Origin of the sequence: Streptomyces jumonjinensis, from assembly GCF_009600885.1 — a bacterium.
Classification (GTDB): Bacteria; Actinomycetota; Actinomycetes; order Streptomycetales; family Streptomycetaceae; genus Streptomyces; species Streptomyces jumonjinensis.
The window spans coordinates 25,854-43,079 of record NZ_VCLA01000155.1 but is presented as its reverse complement, the minus strand read 5'-3'; the positions used below and the strand labels follow the sequence as shown (position 1 = coordinate 43,079).

The following is a 17,226-nucleotide window of genomic DNA, read 5'->3' as shown; positions in this document are numbered from 1 at the left end:
CGAACACGCCATCCGTGCACGACCCCAGCACATCCGAGCGGCCCCGGCACCCTCCGGGGCGTGCTCACCCCGGACCGGAACCCCACCGGGGCCGCGCGCTGCAGTAGTCGATCCCCCGGCGCGGTTCCGGACCCGGCCCACCCGTCGTGTCCCGCTTCAACTCCGTACCGACGCGTACCTCCCTGGGTACCGCCTCACCTCGTACCGCCTCACCTCGTACCGCCTCACCCCCCGTATCGCCCCGTACGTCCCCAACCCTTCATCCGTCCGCCCTCCCGTGCCGAGAACGATCCTCGCACCACTGCCGCCGCACGGTTCCCGCACCTTGAGACGAGTCGGAGCAGCAATGCCCCAGCACGTGCCCGCTTCGCTGCGCACGGCCGGTCCCCGGCCCGCTCAGCCCCATGCGGCGCTGCCCGCCGAGCCGCGCCGCATTGTGTTCCTCTCCCGCCGCGACCTCGGCAATCCCGCCGCCGGCGGTTCCGAGCTCCTGATCGACCGGCTGGCCGACGGCCTCACGCGCCTCGGCCATCAGGTCACCCTTGTCTGCGGTGGCCCGGCAGCCTCCCGCGACTACCGTGTGGTGTCGGCGGGCGGCGACCTCGGTCACTTCCTGCGGGCCCGCAGGACCCTGGCCCAGCGGGTCGGCGACTGCGATCTGCTGGTCGAGGTGTGCAACGGCATGCCGTATCTGGCGCCGCTGTGGCATCGGGGTCCGACGCTGTGTCTGGTCAACCACGTCCACACCGAACTGTGGGACATGCGCTTCGGCGGCCGTGCCCTCGCGCCCGCCGGCCTGCTCGGCCGCCGGCTGGAGCACTGGGCCCTCAGGGAGGCGCAACGGCGGAACCTGATGGTCGCGGTGTCCCCGTCCACGGCCGGGGCGCTGCGTGGGATCGGCGTCGACGAGGACCGGATACGTGTGGTGCACAACGGTGTCGAGGAGCCCGGACCCCAGCATCCCCGCTCGCCCGAGCCGTTGTTCCTGGCGCTGGGCCGGCTCGTGGAGTACAAGCGGATCGATCTGCTGCTGCGGCTGTGGGAGCGGGTCAGGCCGGTGACCGGCGGCCGGCTCGTCATCGTCGGAGACGGTCCGGAGCGGGACCGGCTGGCGAAGCTCGCGGGCGCCGGAGTGGAGTTCGCGGGCCATGTCACGGAGGCGGAGAAGCACCGGCTGCTCTGCTCGGCCTGGCTGCTGCTGCATCCGTCGGCCGTGGAGGGATGGGGCCTGGTGGTCACGGAGGCCGCGATCCGGTCGACCCCGACGGTCGGCTTCGATGTGCCGGGGCTGCGGGACTCGGTCGACGACGGGGTGAGCGGGGTGCTGGCCCGGGGGGAGAGTTCATTCGCCGCCGCCTGGTGCTCACTGGCGCTCAACGAGCGGCGCCGGTCGGTCATGGGGTGGGCCGCACGGGAGTTGGCGGCGGGGTACACCTGGGCCAGTACGGTACGGGCGTTCCGCGATGTCGCCGTGGAGGCCGCCGCCCAACCCGAGGAGAGCCCGCGCCCCGCGCGGATCGCTCCGCGGGCCGCCGCGCGCTCCCGGCGGAAGTGAGGATCGATGCCAGCCCCTGGTCCAAGAGTCCGCGCCGTCGCGGGCGCCCCCGGTGCCCCGCGGACGGCGGGCCGCCGCACGACACCGAGAGACCCTTCCTTCAGACGCTCGTTGGCCCTGTTCCGAGCCTTTATGCGGGAGCCGGACGACCCCGGGACGTGCTACGCGCTGCTGGCGCGGGACGCCGCCGATCAGGTCGAGGCGTACGGCGGGCCCGTCGGCGGGCGGACCGTCGTCGACATCGGCGGCGGGGCCGGGTACTTCACCGAGGAATTCCGCCGGCGCGGCGCGCACGGTTTCCTTTTCGAGCCGGATGTACGGGAGTTGGGTCCGACGCCGCCCGAGGGGGCGGTCGTCGCGGACGGCTATCTGCTGCCGCTCGCGGACGGTTCGGCCGATGTGTGCTTCTCTTCCAACGTCCTTGAGCATGTGGACGATCCGCAGACTTTTCTCAGCGAGATGATCCGCGTGACCCGCCCCGGCGGGCTGATCTACGTCTCGTTCACCAACTGGCTGTCCCCCTGGGGCGGTCATGAGTGGGCGCCCTGGCACTATCTGGGCGCCGCGAGGGCACGGGCCCGCTATGAGCGGCGCACCGGCCGCCCCGCCAAGCACACCCTCGGCGAGAACCTCTTCGCCGTGCACATCGGTCCCACCCTGCGCCAGGTACGGGCCAGGACCGACGTCACGGTGGTCTCCGCCCGCTCCCGCTACTGGCCGTTCCTGGCCGGGGCGGTGACCCGGGTGCCGGGCCTGCGTGAGTTCGCTACCTGGAATCTCCTCCTCATTCTTCGGCGGTGTCCATGACCAGTACGGCCCCAGCGGCCCAGGCTCCCCCTCCTGCAGCCGTCCGGAGCACCGGTGCGACCCAGGACCCTCCCGACGGGCCCCGGTCGCGGCGGTGGCTTCTGGGATTCTGGGCCGTGGTGTTCATGCTCTTCCTGGCGGCGTCGCCGGGGCGTATGACGTTCGAGACCAAGCTCGGTGTCGCCGTCGATCCCTGGCGGTTCATGGCCGATCTCGGGCAGTTGTGGCACGACCGCGGCGGGTTCGGCGGGCTCGCCAACCAGTACACCGGGTACGCGTTCCCGATGCTCCCGTTCCACGGCCTCGCCGATCTGACGCAGTTGCCGGTGTGGCTGGCGGAGCGGCTGTGGCTGTCGTTGGTGGTGGCCACCGCCTTCTGGGGGGCGCTGCGGCTGGCCGAACGCCTCGACGTCGGCACCCGTTCGACGCGGTTGCCCGGCGCTGTGGTGTACGCGCTGTGGCCGATGTTCACCATCGTCGTCGGGTCCACATCGGCCGCCGCGCTGCCCGGCGCGCTGCTGCCGTGGGTGCTGCTGCCGCTCACCGACGACCGGTACAGCGCGCGGGTCGCGGCGCTGCGCTCCGCACTGCTGATCCCGTTCATGGGCGGGGTCAACGCGGTGTCGACCCTCGCATCACTGCTGCCGGTGGGGCTGTATCTGCTGTCCCGGCCGAACGGTCCACGGAAGCTGAAGCTCATTCTGTGGTGGGTGCCGGGGGTCCTCCTGGCGACGCTGTGGTGGGTGATCCCGCTGCTGCTCCTCAGTGCGTACGGGGAGAACTTCCTCCCGTACATCGAGACGTCACAGGTCACCACGGACACGATGGCGGCGACGGAGGTTCTGCGCGGCGCCGGTAACTGGGTGGCGTATCTGCACTTCGGTGACGCCTGGCTGCCCGCCGGGTGGAGTGTCGCGGCGTCGGTTCCGGTCATCGTGGGTTCGGCGCTGGCCGCCGCGCTGGGGCTCGCGGGGCTCGCCCGGCGGGATCTGCCGGAGCGCCGCTGGCTGGTGCTGACCGTGCTGACCGTCGTGCTGCTCACCCTCGCCGGGTACGCGGGGAAGTTCGGTGCGCCGTTCGCCGGGTCCGTACAGGATCTGCTGGACGGGGCGCTGGCGCCGTTCCGGAACATCTACAAGTTCCAGCCGGGTCTCGCGCTCGCCCTGGTTCTCGGGCTCGTCCATCTCACCGCCGTCGCGGCGCGGGAGCGCGGGGCACGGCCGGGGCACGGGGTGCGGTGGGGTCGGCGGTACGCTCCGCTGATCGCGGCGCTGCTGGTGCTGCCCGGGCTCGCCCTGCCGTATGTCACCGGGGCCGTCCTGCAGCCGGGTTCGTTCAACAAGCTGCCGACGTACTGGGAGGACACGGCCGGCTGGCTGAAGAAGCACTCGCCGGACAGCCGGGCCCTGGTGGTCCCGGCGACCGCGCACGGCGTCTACACCTGGGGCTCCCCCATCGACCAGCCCCTCGATGTGCTCGCCGACTCCCCCTGGGCCCAGCGCGACTACGTGCCGTTCGGTACGCCCGGGAACCGGCGTGCCATGGACGCCGTGGAGCAGGCCCTGCTCACCGGCGCCGGGATACCGGGACTGCGGGACTACTTGAACCGGGCGGGACTGCACTATGTGGTGGTCCGCAACGACCTGGACCCGGACCAGCTCGGCTATGTGCCGACACCGACCGTGAAGCGGGCGCTGGAGCAGTCCGGCTACAAGCGGGTCAAGGGCCTCGGCCCGGTCATGACCGGTGGACGGATCGCGGACGACACCCCCCTCCAGATCGAGGGGCTCTTCCCACGACAGCGGGCGGTGGAGATCTTCGCGCCCGCCGAGGACACCCGGCGGCCCGGCCGGGCCGGAATCCACACCGCCGCCGATACGGCCGTGGTGTCCGGCGGACCGGAGTCCCTGCTGCCGCTGGCCGCCGACCCGTCGCTGCGCGGCCGGCCCACCGTACTGACCGGGGACGAACACCCCGGCGTCGACACGCCGGCGCTCCAGGTCACCGGTGACGGCCTGCGGCACGCCGACACCCGGTTCGGCCTGGTGAACACCAACACTTCGTACACGTACACCAAGGACGAGCGCAATCACCCCGACAGCGTGCAGGGCCCCGGGGACGCGCCGCATCAGATCCTGCCGACGAAGGGCATCGAGCGCCAGACGGTCGCGGAGCTGCGCGGGGCGCGTGAGGTGACAGCGTCCTCCAGCGGCAACTGGCTGTTCCATCTGCCGCAGTACGATCCGGTGAACGCCTTCGACGGGAACCCGGACACGGCGTGGGCCGAGGGCGTGCCCGGCAGCGCGAAGGGGCAGTGGCTGCGCATCGCGTTCGACGGGAAGAAGCGGATGCCGTCGTCGCTGAAGGTGACCCCGCTTCCCCAGGACGGGGTGCGGTCCGCCGCGACGCGGGTGAAGGTGGAGACCGCGCAGGGCAGCGAGACCAGCCCGCTGGCGACCAACGGCAGGACCCAGGAGGTCATGTCACCCCGCGGTGAGACGAGTTGGATGAAGCTCACCATCGTGGACGTGGAGGCCGGTCGGCCGGGGCTGACCGGTTCCGGGTTCGCCGAGATCGGGATTCCCGGTGTCACCGTGACGCGGATGCTGAAGCTGCCCACGGACGGCGCGGATTCGGACGCGGCGGCCGAGATCGTGTCCCTGCACCGGCCGTCCGACCCGGGCGGGCTCTCCCCGGCCGGCACGGAGTCGGGGCTGCACCGCTCCTTCACCACCGGCGCGGCCGGAGCGCAGGACGTCAGGATCAGCGCGGTGCCGGTGCCCGGCGACGAGCTGGACGAGCTGTTGTACCGGGTGGCGCCCGAACAGGCGAAGCAGATCACCGCGACCGCCGACTCCACGGCCCGGCTCGGCACGGAGCTGTCGGCGCGGAATCTGACCGACGGCGATCTGACGACCGCGTGGATCGCCGGGAACAAGCCGGTGATCCATCTGAAATGGTCCGGCAAGAAGTCCGTGGACTCGCTGGTACTGGCCGGCGCGGGCGGGCTCTCGGCCCGGCCCACGGAGATCGAGATCAGCTCCCCCGACGGCGCGGCGATCGCGAACGTCGACGACAACGGCTGGGCCCGCTTCGAGGCGATCAAGACCGACCAGCTCGACATCACGGTCACCCGGACCGCGCCGGTGGTCCTGCACAACCCGGTCGCCGACGACGATCTCCAGCTCCCCGTGGGCCTCACCGAGCTGCATGTCCCGGCGCTCGCCGACTACCGCACCGAACAGCCCGCCGCCGACCGCCGGTTCACCCTGAAGTGCGGCGAGGGGCCGGCCCTGGCGGTCGACGGGACCCTTCACGCGACCAGCGCGAAGGGCACCGTCAGGGATGTGGTGGAGCGGCGCCCGATCGAGGTGACGCTCTGCCAGCGTGGCAAGAAGAAGCCGACGTTGGCTCTCGGCGCGGGCGCGCATCAGGTCGAGGCAGGGGACGCTGGTCCGCTCGCGATCACCGATGTGACCCTCACCCGGGGCAGGCCGGCCGCGCCGGCGGCGAACAGCCGGGGCCTCACCATCGGCGACTGGCAGGACGACCGCCGTGAGGTGTCGGTCGGCGCGGGCGCCGCCTCGTATCTGACGACGTACGAGAACTTCAACGACGGCTGGAAGGCCACACTGAACGGCAGGGAGCTCTCGCCGCTCCGGCTCGACGGCTGGCAGCAGGGATTCGAGATCCCGCAGGGCGAGGGCGGCACGGTCACGCTGTCGTACGAGCCGTCCCGGGTGTACGAGACCGGGCTGGCCGTCAGCGGTGTCGCCCTGCTCGCGCTGATCGGTCTGGCGCTGTACCGCAGGCGCGAGGAGAACCCCGAGCGCACGGCCGGGACCGCGCCGGCGCCGGTGCCGAACGGGCCCGGGACGGTCCTCGGGCTGGTGGCGCCGACCCTGGTGGCCCTGGTGGTCGCGGGCTGGTTCGCGCTGCTGGTCCCGGCGCTCGCGCTGATCGCCCTGCGGCGTCACGCGCTGTTGGCGCCGATCGCCTTCGCCGCGATGGCGGGGGCGGGGGTCGCGGCGGCCACCGGCGCCGGTGCGGCTCCGGCCGCCGGGGAAGGGGCGTTCGGGTACATGGCCCAGCTCCTGGCGTTCATCGCGCTGTTCGCGGCCCTGGTGACCGTCGGAGGGCTCGAACGGCACGGGCGGGTGCCCGAGGCTGATTCCGGCTCCGGCCCGGGCTTCCGTTTCCGATTCGGGGTGGGTAAGGGCACGGGGTCCGGTTCGGGTGACGGTGCTGGTGCTGGTGCTGGTGACGGCGCTGGTGACGGCGCTGGTGCCGGTGCCGGATCGAGCGCCCAGCCGGATGCCGGGCACCCGGACGCGCCCGCTCCCGGTGCTCCCGCAGGCCCTGGTGCTCCCGGAGGTGGCGTCCAGTGACCGCTGTGGACGGTCCCGCTCGCTCCCTGCCGGCCGAGCGGCCCGTCCTCGTACCGTTCCCCGTCGTCGACGAGGTCACCCGGCACTGCCTCCGGAAGGAGGAGCCCGAGACCATCCACATCGAGATCCGGCTGCCGGGGCGGCCCGACCCGGCGCGGCTGCGGCGGGCGTTCACCGACGCGCTGCGCCGCCACCCGCGCGCCCAGGTACGCCAGGCGCCGGGCCCCTGGTACCGGCGCCGTTACTTCTGGGAGCTCACCGAGGAGCCGGACCCGGGCGTGGACGTGATGACGGTTCCGGCGCCGGAGCCCGGGGCGCTGGAGCGGGCCAGGGAGCGTTGCCTGGCCTCGGCTCCCCCGCTGTCCGCGTCCCCGCCGGTCCGGCTCGAACTCGTCGAGGACCCCGAACGGCCCGGCGGTACGGCCCTGTTCCTCACCGTCAACCACACCGCGCTGGACGGCCCCGCGTGTCTGCGGGTCCTCGCGACGGCCGCCGAGCTGTACGGTGGCCGGGCCGACGCCCCGGCGGCGCCCCTGGTCCGTACCGCCCCCGGGGACCGGGCCGCGGCGGCGCCGGGGCCGTCCCCGTGGGCGCCTGCCGCCCGTGTGGCGCACGGCGCCCCGTCCGGTCGCCAGGGCAATGACATGCTGGTGGCCGACCTGGCGGTACCGCGCCGCCCGCCCGGCGCCGCGTACACCGTGAACGATCAGCTCCTGGTCGCCACCGCGCTGATGATCGCGCGCTGGAACCAGGAGCACGGCGCCCCACCGCGCCCGATGCGGATCACGATGCCGGTGGACGACCGGCCGCGCGGCGCCGCCATGCCCATCGGGAACGGCACCCGGCTCGTCGAAGTCCCCTTCACCGTGGCCGAGCTGGCGTCCGGTGAGCGTGGCGCCGCCGCGCGGGACCCGGACGCCATGGGTGAGCTGCTGCGCCGGACCGCCGACCGTACCCGCGCCCTCAAGGCCGTATCCGGTCCTCAACTCGGGTACGGGGCCGCCCTGCTGACGGCGCCGGTGGTGCCGGTGGCGTGGCGGGCCGCCGTGACCCGCGGCCTACGGCGGGCGACGGGGCCGTGGACATCCACGACGCTGCTGAGCAATATCGGACGTATCCCTTACGCCCTGGACTTCGGCGACGCGGGCCGCGCGGACGCCGTGTGGTTCTCGGCGCCCGCCCGGATGCCCCGGGGGCTCAACGTGACGACGGCATCCACCGCCGGGCGGCTGCATCTCACGCTGCGCTGGTCGACAGCGCTGCTCGCCCAGAGGGACGGGGCGAGGCTGCTGGAACTGTTCGAGCGGTGCCTGGACGCGACGGAGATCGCCACGACCGGGAACGGCGGGGCGACGGAAGGAGGTCCGGGATGACGACGACCGCCCGGCCGGGGACGGACACGAACGCCGGCACGAGCACCGGCACGAATGCCGGCACGGACGCGGACACACACACCCACACGGGCGCCCGGCCCCCCGGCGCGGCCACCGGTACCGCGCCCCGAGGGCTTCGGGACTTCTACGAGAATCCCGCCGTGCCCGTCGCCTCCGGGGACGCCCGCAGCCTGCGGCAGGCCCGGATGCTCGCCGCCGCGCTCGGCCCCGCCGCCGCGCGACCCGCCGTCGTCCTCGACGTCGGCTGCGGTGACGGCACGGCGGCGGCCACCGCGGCGCCACTGCTCGCCGGGCACCGGATCATCGGCGTCGACTGGTCGCAGGACGCCCTGCGCCGGGCCCGGACCCGGCTCACCGACGTGGTGCGCGGCGAACTCACCGCCGGCCGACTGCCGTTCAGGTCCGGCGTGGCCGACGCCGTGCTGTTCAGCGAGGTGGTCGAGCATCTGATCGACCCGGACAGCGCCCTGGACGAACTGCGGCGCGTACTGCGCCCCGGCGGCCATCTGATGCTGTCCACCCCGAACCTGGCCGCCTGGTACAACCGGGCCCTGCTGCTCGCCGGTGTCCAGCCCGTCTTCTCCGAGGTCAGCCTGCGCGCCATCCACGGCCGTCCCGGCAGCGAGGTCGTCGGGCACCTCCGGCTCTACACAGCCCGCGCACTGCGGGAGTTCGTGACCGCGTCCGGCTTCGAGGTGGTCCGGGTCCAAGGGGCGCCCTTCCACGGGGTGCCGCGCCCGCTGCGGCCCCTGGACCGGCTGGCGTGCGCGGCCCCCTCACTCTCCTCGATCCTGCTGCTGCATGCGCAGAGGACGTAGGCCATGTGGTGGGGCGTGGCAGCCGCACTGCTGGCGAACGCGCTCTACAGCGCGGGATTCGTCCTGGAGAAGCGGGCGCTCGGCGGCATGCCCGCCGTATCGGTCCGGGAGCCCGCGCGGCTGCTGCGGCTGGTCCTCGGGAGCCCGCTGTGGATCGGCGGCTCGCTGGCGCTGGCCGCCGGGTTCGGGGCGCAGTTGATCGTCTACCGGACGCTGCCGATCGCCGCCGCGCAGGGCATCTTCGTCTCCGGCCTGGTGCTGCTCCTGCTGCTGTCGGCGCGGCTGCTCGGCGAACGGACCTCTGGGCGGGAGCGGTTCGCGATCGGGGCGATTCTCGCCGCCCTCGTGATGGTGGTCCTCTCCCTGTCCCAGGACACCGACACCGTCGGCGCCGACGCGCCCGTACCGCTGATCCTGCTGGTCTGTGTGCCGTCGCTGGCAGCCGGGCCGTGGCTGTACGCCGTCGCCGAGCGCCGGGCGCGGCGTCCGCACCGGAAGCCGACGACGGGGGTCGAGTACGGGGTCGCCCTGGGGCTGCTGTACGGGGTCAGTTCGCTGGCGATCAAGGGGGTGTCGGGCCGGCTGGCCGGGCTGCTCGACCGGCCCGGCGCCGCGCTGCTCGGTGTGCTGGGCTCCCCGTACCCGTATCTCCTCCTGTTCACCGGCGTGTTCGGGCTGATCATGTCGCAGGCGGCCTTGCAGCGCTGCCGGGTTTCACTGCTCGTGCCGGTGTGCACGACGGTGACGAGCGTGTTCGCGGCCGTACTGGGTACGTTCGCGTTCGGTGAGGCGCTGCCCGGCGATCCGGTGCGGTTGGCGCTGCGGGTCGCGGGGACCGTGCTGGCCGTGTCGGTGCTCCTCGCGATGCCGAAGCACGACCCGCCGGAGCCGCCGGAGGCGACCGATCCGACCGGCCCACCGTCCCCGACGACATCCGCCAAGGAGCTGACCGCCCATGAACCCTGATGACCCGCTGCTGGGCATCCTCGTCTGCCCGCTGGACAAGGGGCCGCTGCGGCTCGTGCTGTCCGGCACCGACTCGGACGCCGCCCGGGCACCAGCCGGTGACGCCTCCGGCGGTGGCTCCGGTGACGCCCTGTACAACCCTCGGCTGCGGCGCCTCTACCCCATCGTGAACGGCGTCCCGCACGTGCGTCCGGCGTCCGGGGCGCCGGTGTCCGACGAGGAGCACGAGCGGCTGACCCGGCAGGGCGGCGCCGACCCGGGGCCCGCCGCCGACGCGCCGGGAGCCGGGTAGGCGGGGCAGCGGCCATGACGCTCGCGGCCCGCCTCGCGCCTGCGTACCCGAACGGCCCGGGTGTGAAGCGGATCAGGGTTGACCGCGGGCGCCCGCTCGGGCCGCACCTGGTGCTCGGCCGTCTCCACCGGCTGCCCGAGGAAGCCGGCTCCCGGCCGCACGCCGAACCATTGACACCATCGCCACCATTGCCACCGTCGACGGGGTCGCAGGCGGTGGTGAAGCCCGGAGTCTCCGCTGTCTGGAAGCGGGTGCCGAAGAGTGTGAGCCGGTCGCGCGAGGTCATGGCGGGGTCGAATCCGAGCAGTGTACGGGCCTCGGCCCGCCGGGCCCGCAGCCCCGTCTCGCCGTCGATCTCCCGGAGCACATCCGGCTGAGCGGATGTCACCCGCAGCGTCGCGCTGTACCGCAGCGGGTTCACTCCGGGCCGTCCCCGCAGGTCCGGTGACGGGGCGGCCGCTTCCTGCCCAGGCAGGAAGGGCTTCACCCGCTCGGCGCATCCCCACCGGACACTGTTCTTCGAGGTCATAGAGCGCGCCGGGGCCGTCACTTTCGGCAGCGGCAACATCAAGGCGTTATACGAGGCCGTGGAAGCGGGGCAGCTCGGATGACATCCACCGCTACGAAGGTTCCCGCGCCGGTGTGCCTGGCCGACGTCCGGACGGCTGCCCGGACTGCGCTGCGGCCCGACGTCATGGACTTCGTCGACGGCGGAACCGGCGACGAGTCGGCGCTGGATGCCAATCACGATGCCTTCGCCGATATCGCGCTCGTACCCCGAGTGCTGACCGGAGTTGCCGCGGCCGGCATGGACACCATGCTTCTTCGATGATCTGGGCCCGGGTCTTGCCTCGCGGCGGATGCGGTTGCTCGTCCAGGAGAAGGCCCGCCTCCGCCCCGTCGAGGGGGCCGGTCGGCAGATGGGGGAAGTCGTGGTCGAAGCGCGCAGGCACCGACTCGTCCCGGGCCGCGAGCAGCAGGGCCATCCGTTCGCCCTCAAGACGCCTGGCGACGAACGCCAGCACGTCCACAGAGCCGACGTCCAGCCATTGGGCGTCGTCGACGACGATGAGCAGGGGCCGTTCCGTCGCCGCCTCCGAGAGGAGGGTGAGCACGCCGGACCTGATCACGAGCGGCTCCGGGATCTGCTGTCCGTCGCCGTCATCCGTGCCGAACGTATGCCGTAGGGCGTCGCGCTGACGCGTCGGCAGCCGGTCGATGTCGCGGAGGACCGGGCGCAGCAGTTGGTGCACTCCCGAGAAGTCGAGGCTTTGCTCGCCCTCGCCGTCACGTACGCGGAGTACTCGCCTGCCTCGTGCCGCGGCCACGTCGGCGGCGTGGTCCAGCAGGGTGCTCTTGCCGGCGCCCGGCTGACCGGTCAGCACGAGCACCTTCGGGCCGGGGCCGTCCGCGGCGTCGACGAGTCTGCCGATCCGCTCCAGTTCGCGAGCCTCCCCTGGATGCCGCGTGCCTCTACGGTGCCGGCGTCCATGCTTTCCCCAGTCCCGCCCACGGCCGCCCCGGACCGCCCAGTGGAGTAGGGTCAGCCGTGAAATACCTGCTCACAGCGTTGATGCCATCTTGCCAGGCGCTCTTCCGGCATGACTGGTCGCATGACAGAAGCGGCCTTTCCGCCCTCCTGGCAGCATCCCCGCAGGGGCGGGAACAAGCCGCCTCGCACGGGAGTCGGAGTACGATGACGGAGTTCGAAGCGGGACGCGCGGCTGTGCCGATCGGCCGTGAGGAGGAGAGCGACCGGATCCTGCGGTGCCTTGACGTGCGTTCCGGTCCGCAGGGCATGCTCGTGCTCGGGGACACCGGCACCGGCAGGTCCCTGTTGCTGCGGTTCGCCGAGGAGTCGGCCGCGGCGCGCGGGGCACGGGTGCTGTCGGCACGGGGCTGGGGCGGGGAGGAACCGGCGCCGTTCGCCTCGCTGCACCGACTGCTTCTGCCGGCGTTGGACGTGCCGGGCACCTTCCCGAAGGACCGGTGGTCGGTGCTGCGTACCGGATGCGAGCCGGGTGCGGGAGCCGGGCCGCAGGAACGACGTGCGCTGTCTGCCGTCACGCTGGCACTCCTGACCCGCCTCGCCCGGACGAACCCGCTGCTGGTGGCGGTGGACGACGCCCAGGACTGCGACGACGCCTCCTTGGACGTCTTGCTCTCCGTACGGCGGCGGCTCACGGACCAGGCGGTGACCATGCTGTTCACCGCATGCGGCGAAGGCCCCCCGTCCGGAGTCCCGGCGGATCTTCCCGTCCTGAGGCTCGGGCCGCTGTCCCCCGGGGCAGCGGCCCGGCTGCTGGACGCGCAGCCCGACGCGCCTCGGGGGCGGCTCCGGCTGGACCTGCTCCGGCAGGCGGAGGGTAATCCGCTGGCGATGGTCGACCTGCACCGGGCATCACGCGTCGGTGCCGGGTCGGCCTCGGCCCCGCAGGTCTTCGCGTCGCGTCTGGAGGGCCTCCCGGAGGACACGCAGCGCGCGCTGCTCTACGCCTCGGCCGCGCTGCGGGAGGAGGAACTCCGCATCGTGATGGCCGCCTTGGGCACCGACGACCTCACCGTGTGGACCCCGGCGGAGAAGGCCGGCCTGATCGGCATCGCCGACGGCCGCCTCGCGTTCGGCCACCCGCTGGTGCGTGCGGCGGCGTTCCACCGGCAGCCCGCGAAGCTGCGGCAGCGGGCCCACCGGGACCTGGCGGCGGCGGTGGGCCAGGGCGCGGCGTACCGGGCCTGGCATCTGGCCGCTGCCGCGATCGGCCCCGACGAGGAGGCCGCCTCGGCCCTGGAGCGGGCGACCGCAGTCCACGCCGCGCGCACGGGAGACCACTTCGCCTCGGCGAAGGCACTGGAGCAGGCGGCACGGCTCAGCGGGAACGACATGGACCGGGCCCGCCGCCTCGCCGCGGCCATGACGGCGGCGAGCACGCTCGGGGATCCGGAGTGGGTCCGCGACCTGTACGCGGAGTTCTCCCGGGTCGACCGCGACCCGGACCTGCGCTGCGACGCGGCCTGTGCCATGGCCGCCGCGCTGTCGCTGCTCTCGTTCCAGCGGGAAGCCTTCGGGCTCCTGCTGGACGTGTGGCGGCGCTCTCCCCCGCGCACCGCCCCCGCGTCGTTCGCGCTCGCGGCGCTCGCGGCGGCGATCACCCACCAGTCCGGTCTGCCGGAGCATCGCAAGGAGTTGCCGCACCTGCTCGACCACGCACGCCGGACGGCCCGGGAGACGCCCGGGTCGGGGGACGACCGTGCCGATCACTCCGGGCGCGTCACACCCGCCGGACACACCGAACCCGTGGGCCCCTGCGAGTCCCCCGGGCTCACCGGGCCCGGAGTCCTGGCGGCCCTGGAAGCGTACGCGTCGGTCGGTCTCGATGCCGACGCCCGCGGCGGCAGCACGGCCCGCCGGGTGCCCGTCCCGCCGTCCGGACCGCTCGACGGGACGGGCGACGGGACGGCTCCACCGACCCGACTGCTGACCCGCGCCTCGGTGGCGTACTACACCGACGAGTCGGAGCAGTGCGCGGAGATGTACCGGCAGGCGAGCACGGTGCACGGCGCCCGCGGGGCGTGGGGCTCGCGGGTGTGGACGCTTCCGAACCACGTGGACACCCTCATCGCCATGGGCCGATGGCCAAAGGCTCAGAGCCTGATCGACGAAGGGCGCTCCGTCGCGGTCGTCCACCGGCTGCCCCTTGTCGACATGGACCTGGAGGCGCTGGAGGTGACTCTGCGCGCACTGCGGGGCGACAGTCTGCCGGACATCCCCTTCACCAGCCCCCACTGGCGCTCCGTCAACCTCGGTGAGAACCGCACCACTCGGGCCAGAATGCTGCGCGCCAGCGGCCTCCACGCGCTGGCCCTGGAGGACGCCGAGCGTGCGTTCCGCCACTTCAGGTCCCTGTTCGGCGAAGACGGATCGCCGCTCGTCCCCTTCCTGTCTCCGCGCTCCGTCGGCGAACTGGCCGCCGCCGCACAGCGCGTCGGACGGAAGGAGGAGGCGGCACGCGTCCTCGGTGTGGTGCGGGCGGGCCTGGGCGAGCGGCCGACGACCCGCATGACGCTCCTGATGCACCACGCGGCGGCGCTCGTCGACGAGGAAGCGGACCCAGAGCGCCACTTCCGGCTGGCGCTGGTCAACCCCGAGGGCGACACCTGGCCGATGGAACGGGCACAGGCCCGTCTGCACTACGCGATCTGGCTGCGCAGGCGCCGCAGGCCCCTGGAGGCCCGCGCCCAGCTGACCGCGGTCATCGAGGCGGCGGCCCGGCTCGACGCCCGGGCGCTCGCGGACGCGGCCCGCGGCGAGCTGCGCGCGACCGGTGTCGCCGACGCCTCCGCGTCCACCTCGACCGAACGGCTGGCCGAGCTGACGGCCCAGCAGCAACAGATCGCGCGGCTCGCCGCGGTCGGCCTGTCGAACCGCGAGATCGGCGAGCGGCTGTTTCTTTCGCCGCGCACGGTGGGCTCGCACCTCTACAACGTCTATCCCAAGCTCGGCATCAGCAGCCGCCATCAACTTCGGGACCTCCTGCACGACAGCTGACGTGCGAACGACCACCACCCAGAGGGGCCAGAGCGAGAGGCGGAACGAATGCGGCCGGACCCTGACCGGGAGGCGTGCGCCGAGCAGCCGCGGCCCGTGATTCTGGATCCGCTGGTGCAGCGGCTCGTCGACGCCTCGGCGACGCCGCCCTTCCTCCACGAGCTCGAACCGGAGACCGCGCGCCAGGCCCTGCAAGAGGCCCAGGGTGATCGGATCGACGACTTCGACGTGGACGCCACCTTCCATGCGGCGCCCGTGGGGCCCACCGATCTGGTGGGCTTCTGGGTCTTCCGGCCGACCGGTGTCACGGGCCGGCCCCCCACCATGCTCTACGTCCACGGGGGCCGCTGGATGCTGGGCGACGCGCAGACGCACGCATGGCTCATCAGCGAGCTGGTGCGCGAAGCCGGTGTCGCGGCCGTCGTGCCCGAGTACAGCCGCACGCCCGAGAGCCGCTATCCGGTCGCCCTCGAAGAGTGCTACGCCCTGCTGACCTGGACGGTCGGACAGGCCGAGGCGCTCGGACTCGACACCGACCGGCTCGCGGTCGCCGGCGACTGCGCGGGGGCCACCCTTGCCACGGCGCTCACGCTGCTGGCGCGGGCGCGCGGGGGTCCGGAGATCCGCGCCCAGCTGCTGTACTACCCCCTGACCGACGCCCGTTGCGACAGCCCGTCGCAACGGCTCTTCGCCACGGGATACCAGCTCACCCGGGATGCCGTGCGGTCCTACTGGCGGGAGTACGCGGTCGATCCCCGGCAGCGGGACGAGCCGACCGCGGCCCCGCTGCGTGCGAGTACGGCCGCGCTGGCGGGGCTGCCGCCGGCGCTGGTCGTGACAGCGGAGGCCGACGTCACCCGGGACGAGGCGGAGGAGTACGCGGACCGGCTGCGCCGGGCCGGTGTCGCCGCGACCGCGGCGCGGTTCCAGGGCACGGTCCACGACTTCGTGTCGCTGACCGCTCTGCGCAACAGCCCGCCGACGATCGCGGCGGTGCGGCTCGGAGGCGGGTTCCTCCGCGCTCGCCTGCGGTGAGGGCGGCCGGGTGGCCGGGTGAGTACCTGCCGGCGCCTCCGGCGGGGACAGGCCCGGCGTGCCGTCGCAGGAACATGAGCGGGAGTGCTGGACACAGCATCAGTCGGATGACTGATGACACCGACGGCAACCGGTCCGAGACTGGACTCAGGAGACAGTCGCATCCGTCGGAGGTCCCGTGAGCCTCGTGTGAGGCACAGCCGTCGTGCCCGGTCGTCTCATGACGTCCCCGTCGCACCGCCGCCCTCGCACAGCCCACCCCTCCGCCGTCGGTCCGCGGCGTCCCCGAGCCACGCGAGAACCGGCTTCGCACCGGTCGCCGGCGCACGTTCCGCTGTTCCGGCGCTCTCCAGGGAGCGCCCGCACGACCATGACGAGGGGTCATGATGTCCGTCGTACTCTCCCTCCTGCCGCTCCCCCCGTCCGAGCGGGCCGAGTACTGGCAGAGCATTGTCTCCGACACGTTGGTTCCCATGGACGTCACGCTGCGCGAGCGCGAGCCCACGGTGGGGACGATCACCATCGACACACTCGGCCCCCTCCAGATCTCGGCGGTCGAGGGCGGCCCGGCGAGCGTCTCGCGCCACGCCTCCCTGATCTCCAGGGGCGGAGGGGAGTACCTGACCGTCACGCTCCAGCACCAGGGAACCGGGCGGCTCACCCAGGACGGGCGCCAGGCCCTGGTCCGCCCGGACACTTTCACCTGCTCCGACGCCGGTCGGCCCTACGGCAGGGAACAGCCGGACAACTACCGATTCACCTCGATCCGGGTGCCGAAGGAGGTGCTGGCCGTGACGGACACCGAACTGCGGGCGATCACCGGGACCGTCTTCGACAGCCACTGCGGCACATCCGGAGTGGTCGCCGGCCATCTTCAGCGTCTGGCGGACCGGGCGGCCGGATTCGACCCGTACACAGGCCGGCAACTCGCGATGACCGCCACGGATCTGCTGACGGTGCTGGTGCGCGAGCGGCAGGGGCTGCTGAACCCCCACGCGTCGGAACTGGCCCGCGGGATGCTGGCCCGCATCAAGGAGTACATCCTGCGGCACCTGGCCGACCCCGATCTCTCTCCGGAGATGATCGCGTACGCGCACCACATGTCCGTCCGCTATCTGCACAAGCTCTTCCAGTCGGACGGGACCACGGTGAGCCGTTGGATCCACCGCGAACGCCTGGAGAGGTGCCGACGGGAGCTGTCCCGGCAGTCGCGGACGGCGCCTGCCGTGTCGGCGGTGGCCCAGCGCTGGGGCTTCGTGAACCCGTCCCACTTCAGTCGCGCCTTTCGCACCGCGTACGGGATGTCGCCCCGGGAATGGCAGTCGAGCACACGTCACGCGTGACCCGAGGCGGTTCCCGCTCGGCGTCACCGTACGGACCCGGCCGGCCGCCTCGCGCGGGTGTGCCGACCCCGCCCCGAGGGGT

General features: G+C 73.0%; 11 protein-coding genes and 2 pseudogenes. 12 read left to right on the top strand and 1 reads right to left on the bottom strand.

The genetic code is table 11. The annotated features are described in order from the left end of the window. Positions 1-346: 346 nt before the first annotated feature. The 9 genes and pseudogenes from FF041_RS20285 to FF041_RS40365 form a co-directional block, all read left to right on the top strand. Complete coding sequence (locus tag FF041_RS20285; RefSeq protein ID WP_153524109.1) at positions 347-1,555, top strand: glycosyltransferase family 4 protein; 1,209 nt, start codon at positions 347-349, stop codon at positions 1,553-1,555. A gap of 6 nt (positions 1,556-1,561) precedes the next feature. Beyond that, complete coding sequence (locus tag FF041_RS20280) at positions 1,562-2,362, top strand: class I SAM-dependent methyltransferase (protein WP_153524108.1); 801 nt, start codon at positions 1,562-1,564, stop codon at positions 2,360-2,362. After that, positions 2,359-6,750: an alpha-(1->3)-arabinofuranosyltransferase gene (locus FF041_RS20275; protein ID WP_153524138.1), complete on the top strand. Its 4,392-nt coding sequence runs from the start codon at positions 2,359-2,361 to the stop codon at positions 6,748-6,750. Before FF041_RS20280 ends, FF041_RS20275 begins: the two co-directional genes overlap by 4 nt. Next, positions 6,747-8,123 carry a condensation protein gene (locus tag FF041_RS20270; RefSeq protein WP_323392250.1) on the top strand — a complete coding sequence of 459 codons (1,377 nt, stop codon included), beginning with the start codon at positions 6,747-6,749 and terminating at the stop codon, positions 8,121-8,123. Before FF041_RS20275 ends, FF041_RS20270 begins: the two co-directional genes overlap by 4 nt. Continuing rightward, on the top strand, positions 8,120-8,962 hold the full coding sequence (locus tag FF041_RS20265) for a class I SAM-dependent methyltransferase (protein ID WP_228388427.1): 843 nt from the start codon (positions 8,120-8,122) through the stop codon (positions 8,960-8,962). Before FF041_RS20270 ends, FF041_RS20265 begins: the two co-directional genes overlap by 4 nt. Positions 8,963-8,965: 3 nt before the next feature. Continuing rightward, positions 8,966-9,928 (top strand): DMT family protein, encoded by a 963-nt coding sequence (locus FF041_RS20260; RefSeq protein ID WP_153524107.1) that lies wholly within the window; start codon positions 8,966-8,968, stop codon positions 9,926-9,928. Continuing rightward, positions 9,918-10,220 carry a Trm112 family protein gene (locus FF041_RS20255; protein WP_153524106.1) on the top strand — a complete coding sequence of 101 codons (303 nt, stop codon included), beginning with the start codon at positions 9,918-9,920 and terminating at the stop codon, positions 10,218-10,220. The genes FF041_RS20260 and FF041_RS20255 overlap by 11 nt, the downstream gene beginning before the upstream one ends. A gap of 482 nt (positions 10,221-10,702) precedes the next feature. Beyond that, positions 10,703-10,831, top strand: a pseudogene (locus tag FF041_RS39150) (4-hydroxyphenylpyruvate dioxygenase); the annotation flags it as partial. Next, a pseudogene (locus FF041_RS40365) lies at positions 10,828-10,983 on the top strand (hypothetical protein); the annotation flags it as partial. The pseudogenes FF041_RS39150 and FF041_RS40365, both read left to right, overlap by 4 nt. On the opposite strand, the gene FF041_RS40360 reads toward FF041_RS40365, so the two are convergent. Then, positions 10,913-11,662: an ATP-binding protein gene (locus tag FF041_RS40360; protein WP_323392262.1), complete on the bottom strand. Its 750-nt coding sequence runs from the start codon at positions 11,660-11,662 to the stop codon at positions 10,913-10,915. The pseudogene FF041_RS40365 and the gene FF041_RS40360 sit on opposite strands and share 71 nt — an antisense overlap. A gap of 254 nt (positions 11,663-11,916) precedes the next feature. Here FF041_RS40360 and FF041_RS20235 point away from each other — a divergent pair, with 254 nt between their 5' ends. From FF041_RS20235 to FF041_RS20225, 3 genes are all read left to right on the top strand, one after another. Next, positions 11,917-14,766 carry a helix-turn-helix transcriptional regulator gene (locus FF041_RS20235; RefSeq protein WP_194292102.1) on the top strand — a complete coding sequence of 950 codons (2,850 nt, stop codon included), beginning with the start codon at positions 11,917-11,919 and terminating at the stop codon, positions 14,764-14,766. Between the two features lie 48 nt (positions 14,767-14,814). Next, on the top strand, positions 14,815-15,801 hold the full coding sequence (locus FF041_RS20230) for an alpha/beta hydrolase (RefSeq protein ID WP_153524103.1): 987 nt from the start codon (positions 14,815-14,817) through the stop codon (positions 15,799-15,801). 383 nt (positions 15,802-16,184) lie between these two features. Continuing rightward, a complete protein-coding gene (locus tag FF041_RS20225) occupies positions 16,185-17,144 on the top strand; it encodes a helix-turn-helix domain-containing protein (RefSeq protein WP_153524102.1) in 960 nt (319 codons plus the stop codon). Positions 17,145-17,226 lie beyond the last annotated feature (82 nt).

Coding starts and splice junctions, on each gene's coding strand:
- FF041_RS20275 (WP_153524138.1), top strand. CDS start 2,359: ATGACCAGTACGGCCCCAGCGGCCCAGGCTCCCCCTCCTGCAGCCGTC.
- FF041_RS20280 (WP_153524108.1), top strand. CDS start 1,562: ATGCCAGCCCCTGGTCCAAGAGTCCGCGCCGTCGCGGGCGCCCCCGGT.
- FF041_RS20285 (WP_153524109.1), top strand. CDS start 347: ATGCCCCAGCACGTGCCCGCTTCGCTGCGCACGGCCGGTCCCCGGCCC.
- FF041_RS20230 (WP_153524103.1), top strand. CDS start 14,815: ATGCGGCCGGACCCTGACCGGGAGGCGTGCGCCGAGCAGCCGCGGCCC.
- FF041_RS20265 (WP_228388427.1), top strand. CDS start 8,120: ATGACGACGACCGCCCGGCCGGGGACGGACACGAACGCCGGCACGAGC.
- FF041_RS20260 (WP_153524107.1), top strand. CDS start 8,966: ATGTGGTGGGGCGTGGCAGCCGCACTGCTGGCGAACGCGCTCTACAGC.
- FF041_RS20255 (WP_153524106.1), top strand. CDS start 9,918: ATGAACCCTGATGACCCGCTGCTGGGCATCCTCGTCTGCCCGCTGGAC.
- FF041_RS20235 (WP_194292102.1), top strand. CDS start 11,917: ATGACGGAGTTCGAAGCGGGACGCGCGGCTGTGCCGATCGGCCGTGAG.
- FF041_RS20225 (WP_153524102.1), top strand. CDS start 16,185: ATGATGTCCGTCGTACTCTCCCTCCTGCCGCTCCCCCCGTCCGAGCGG.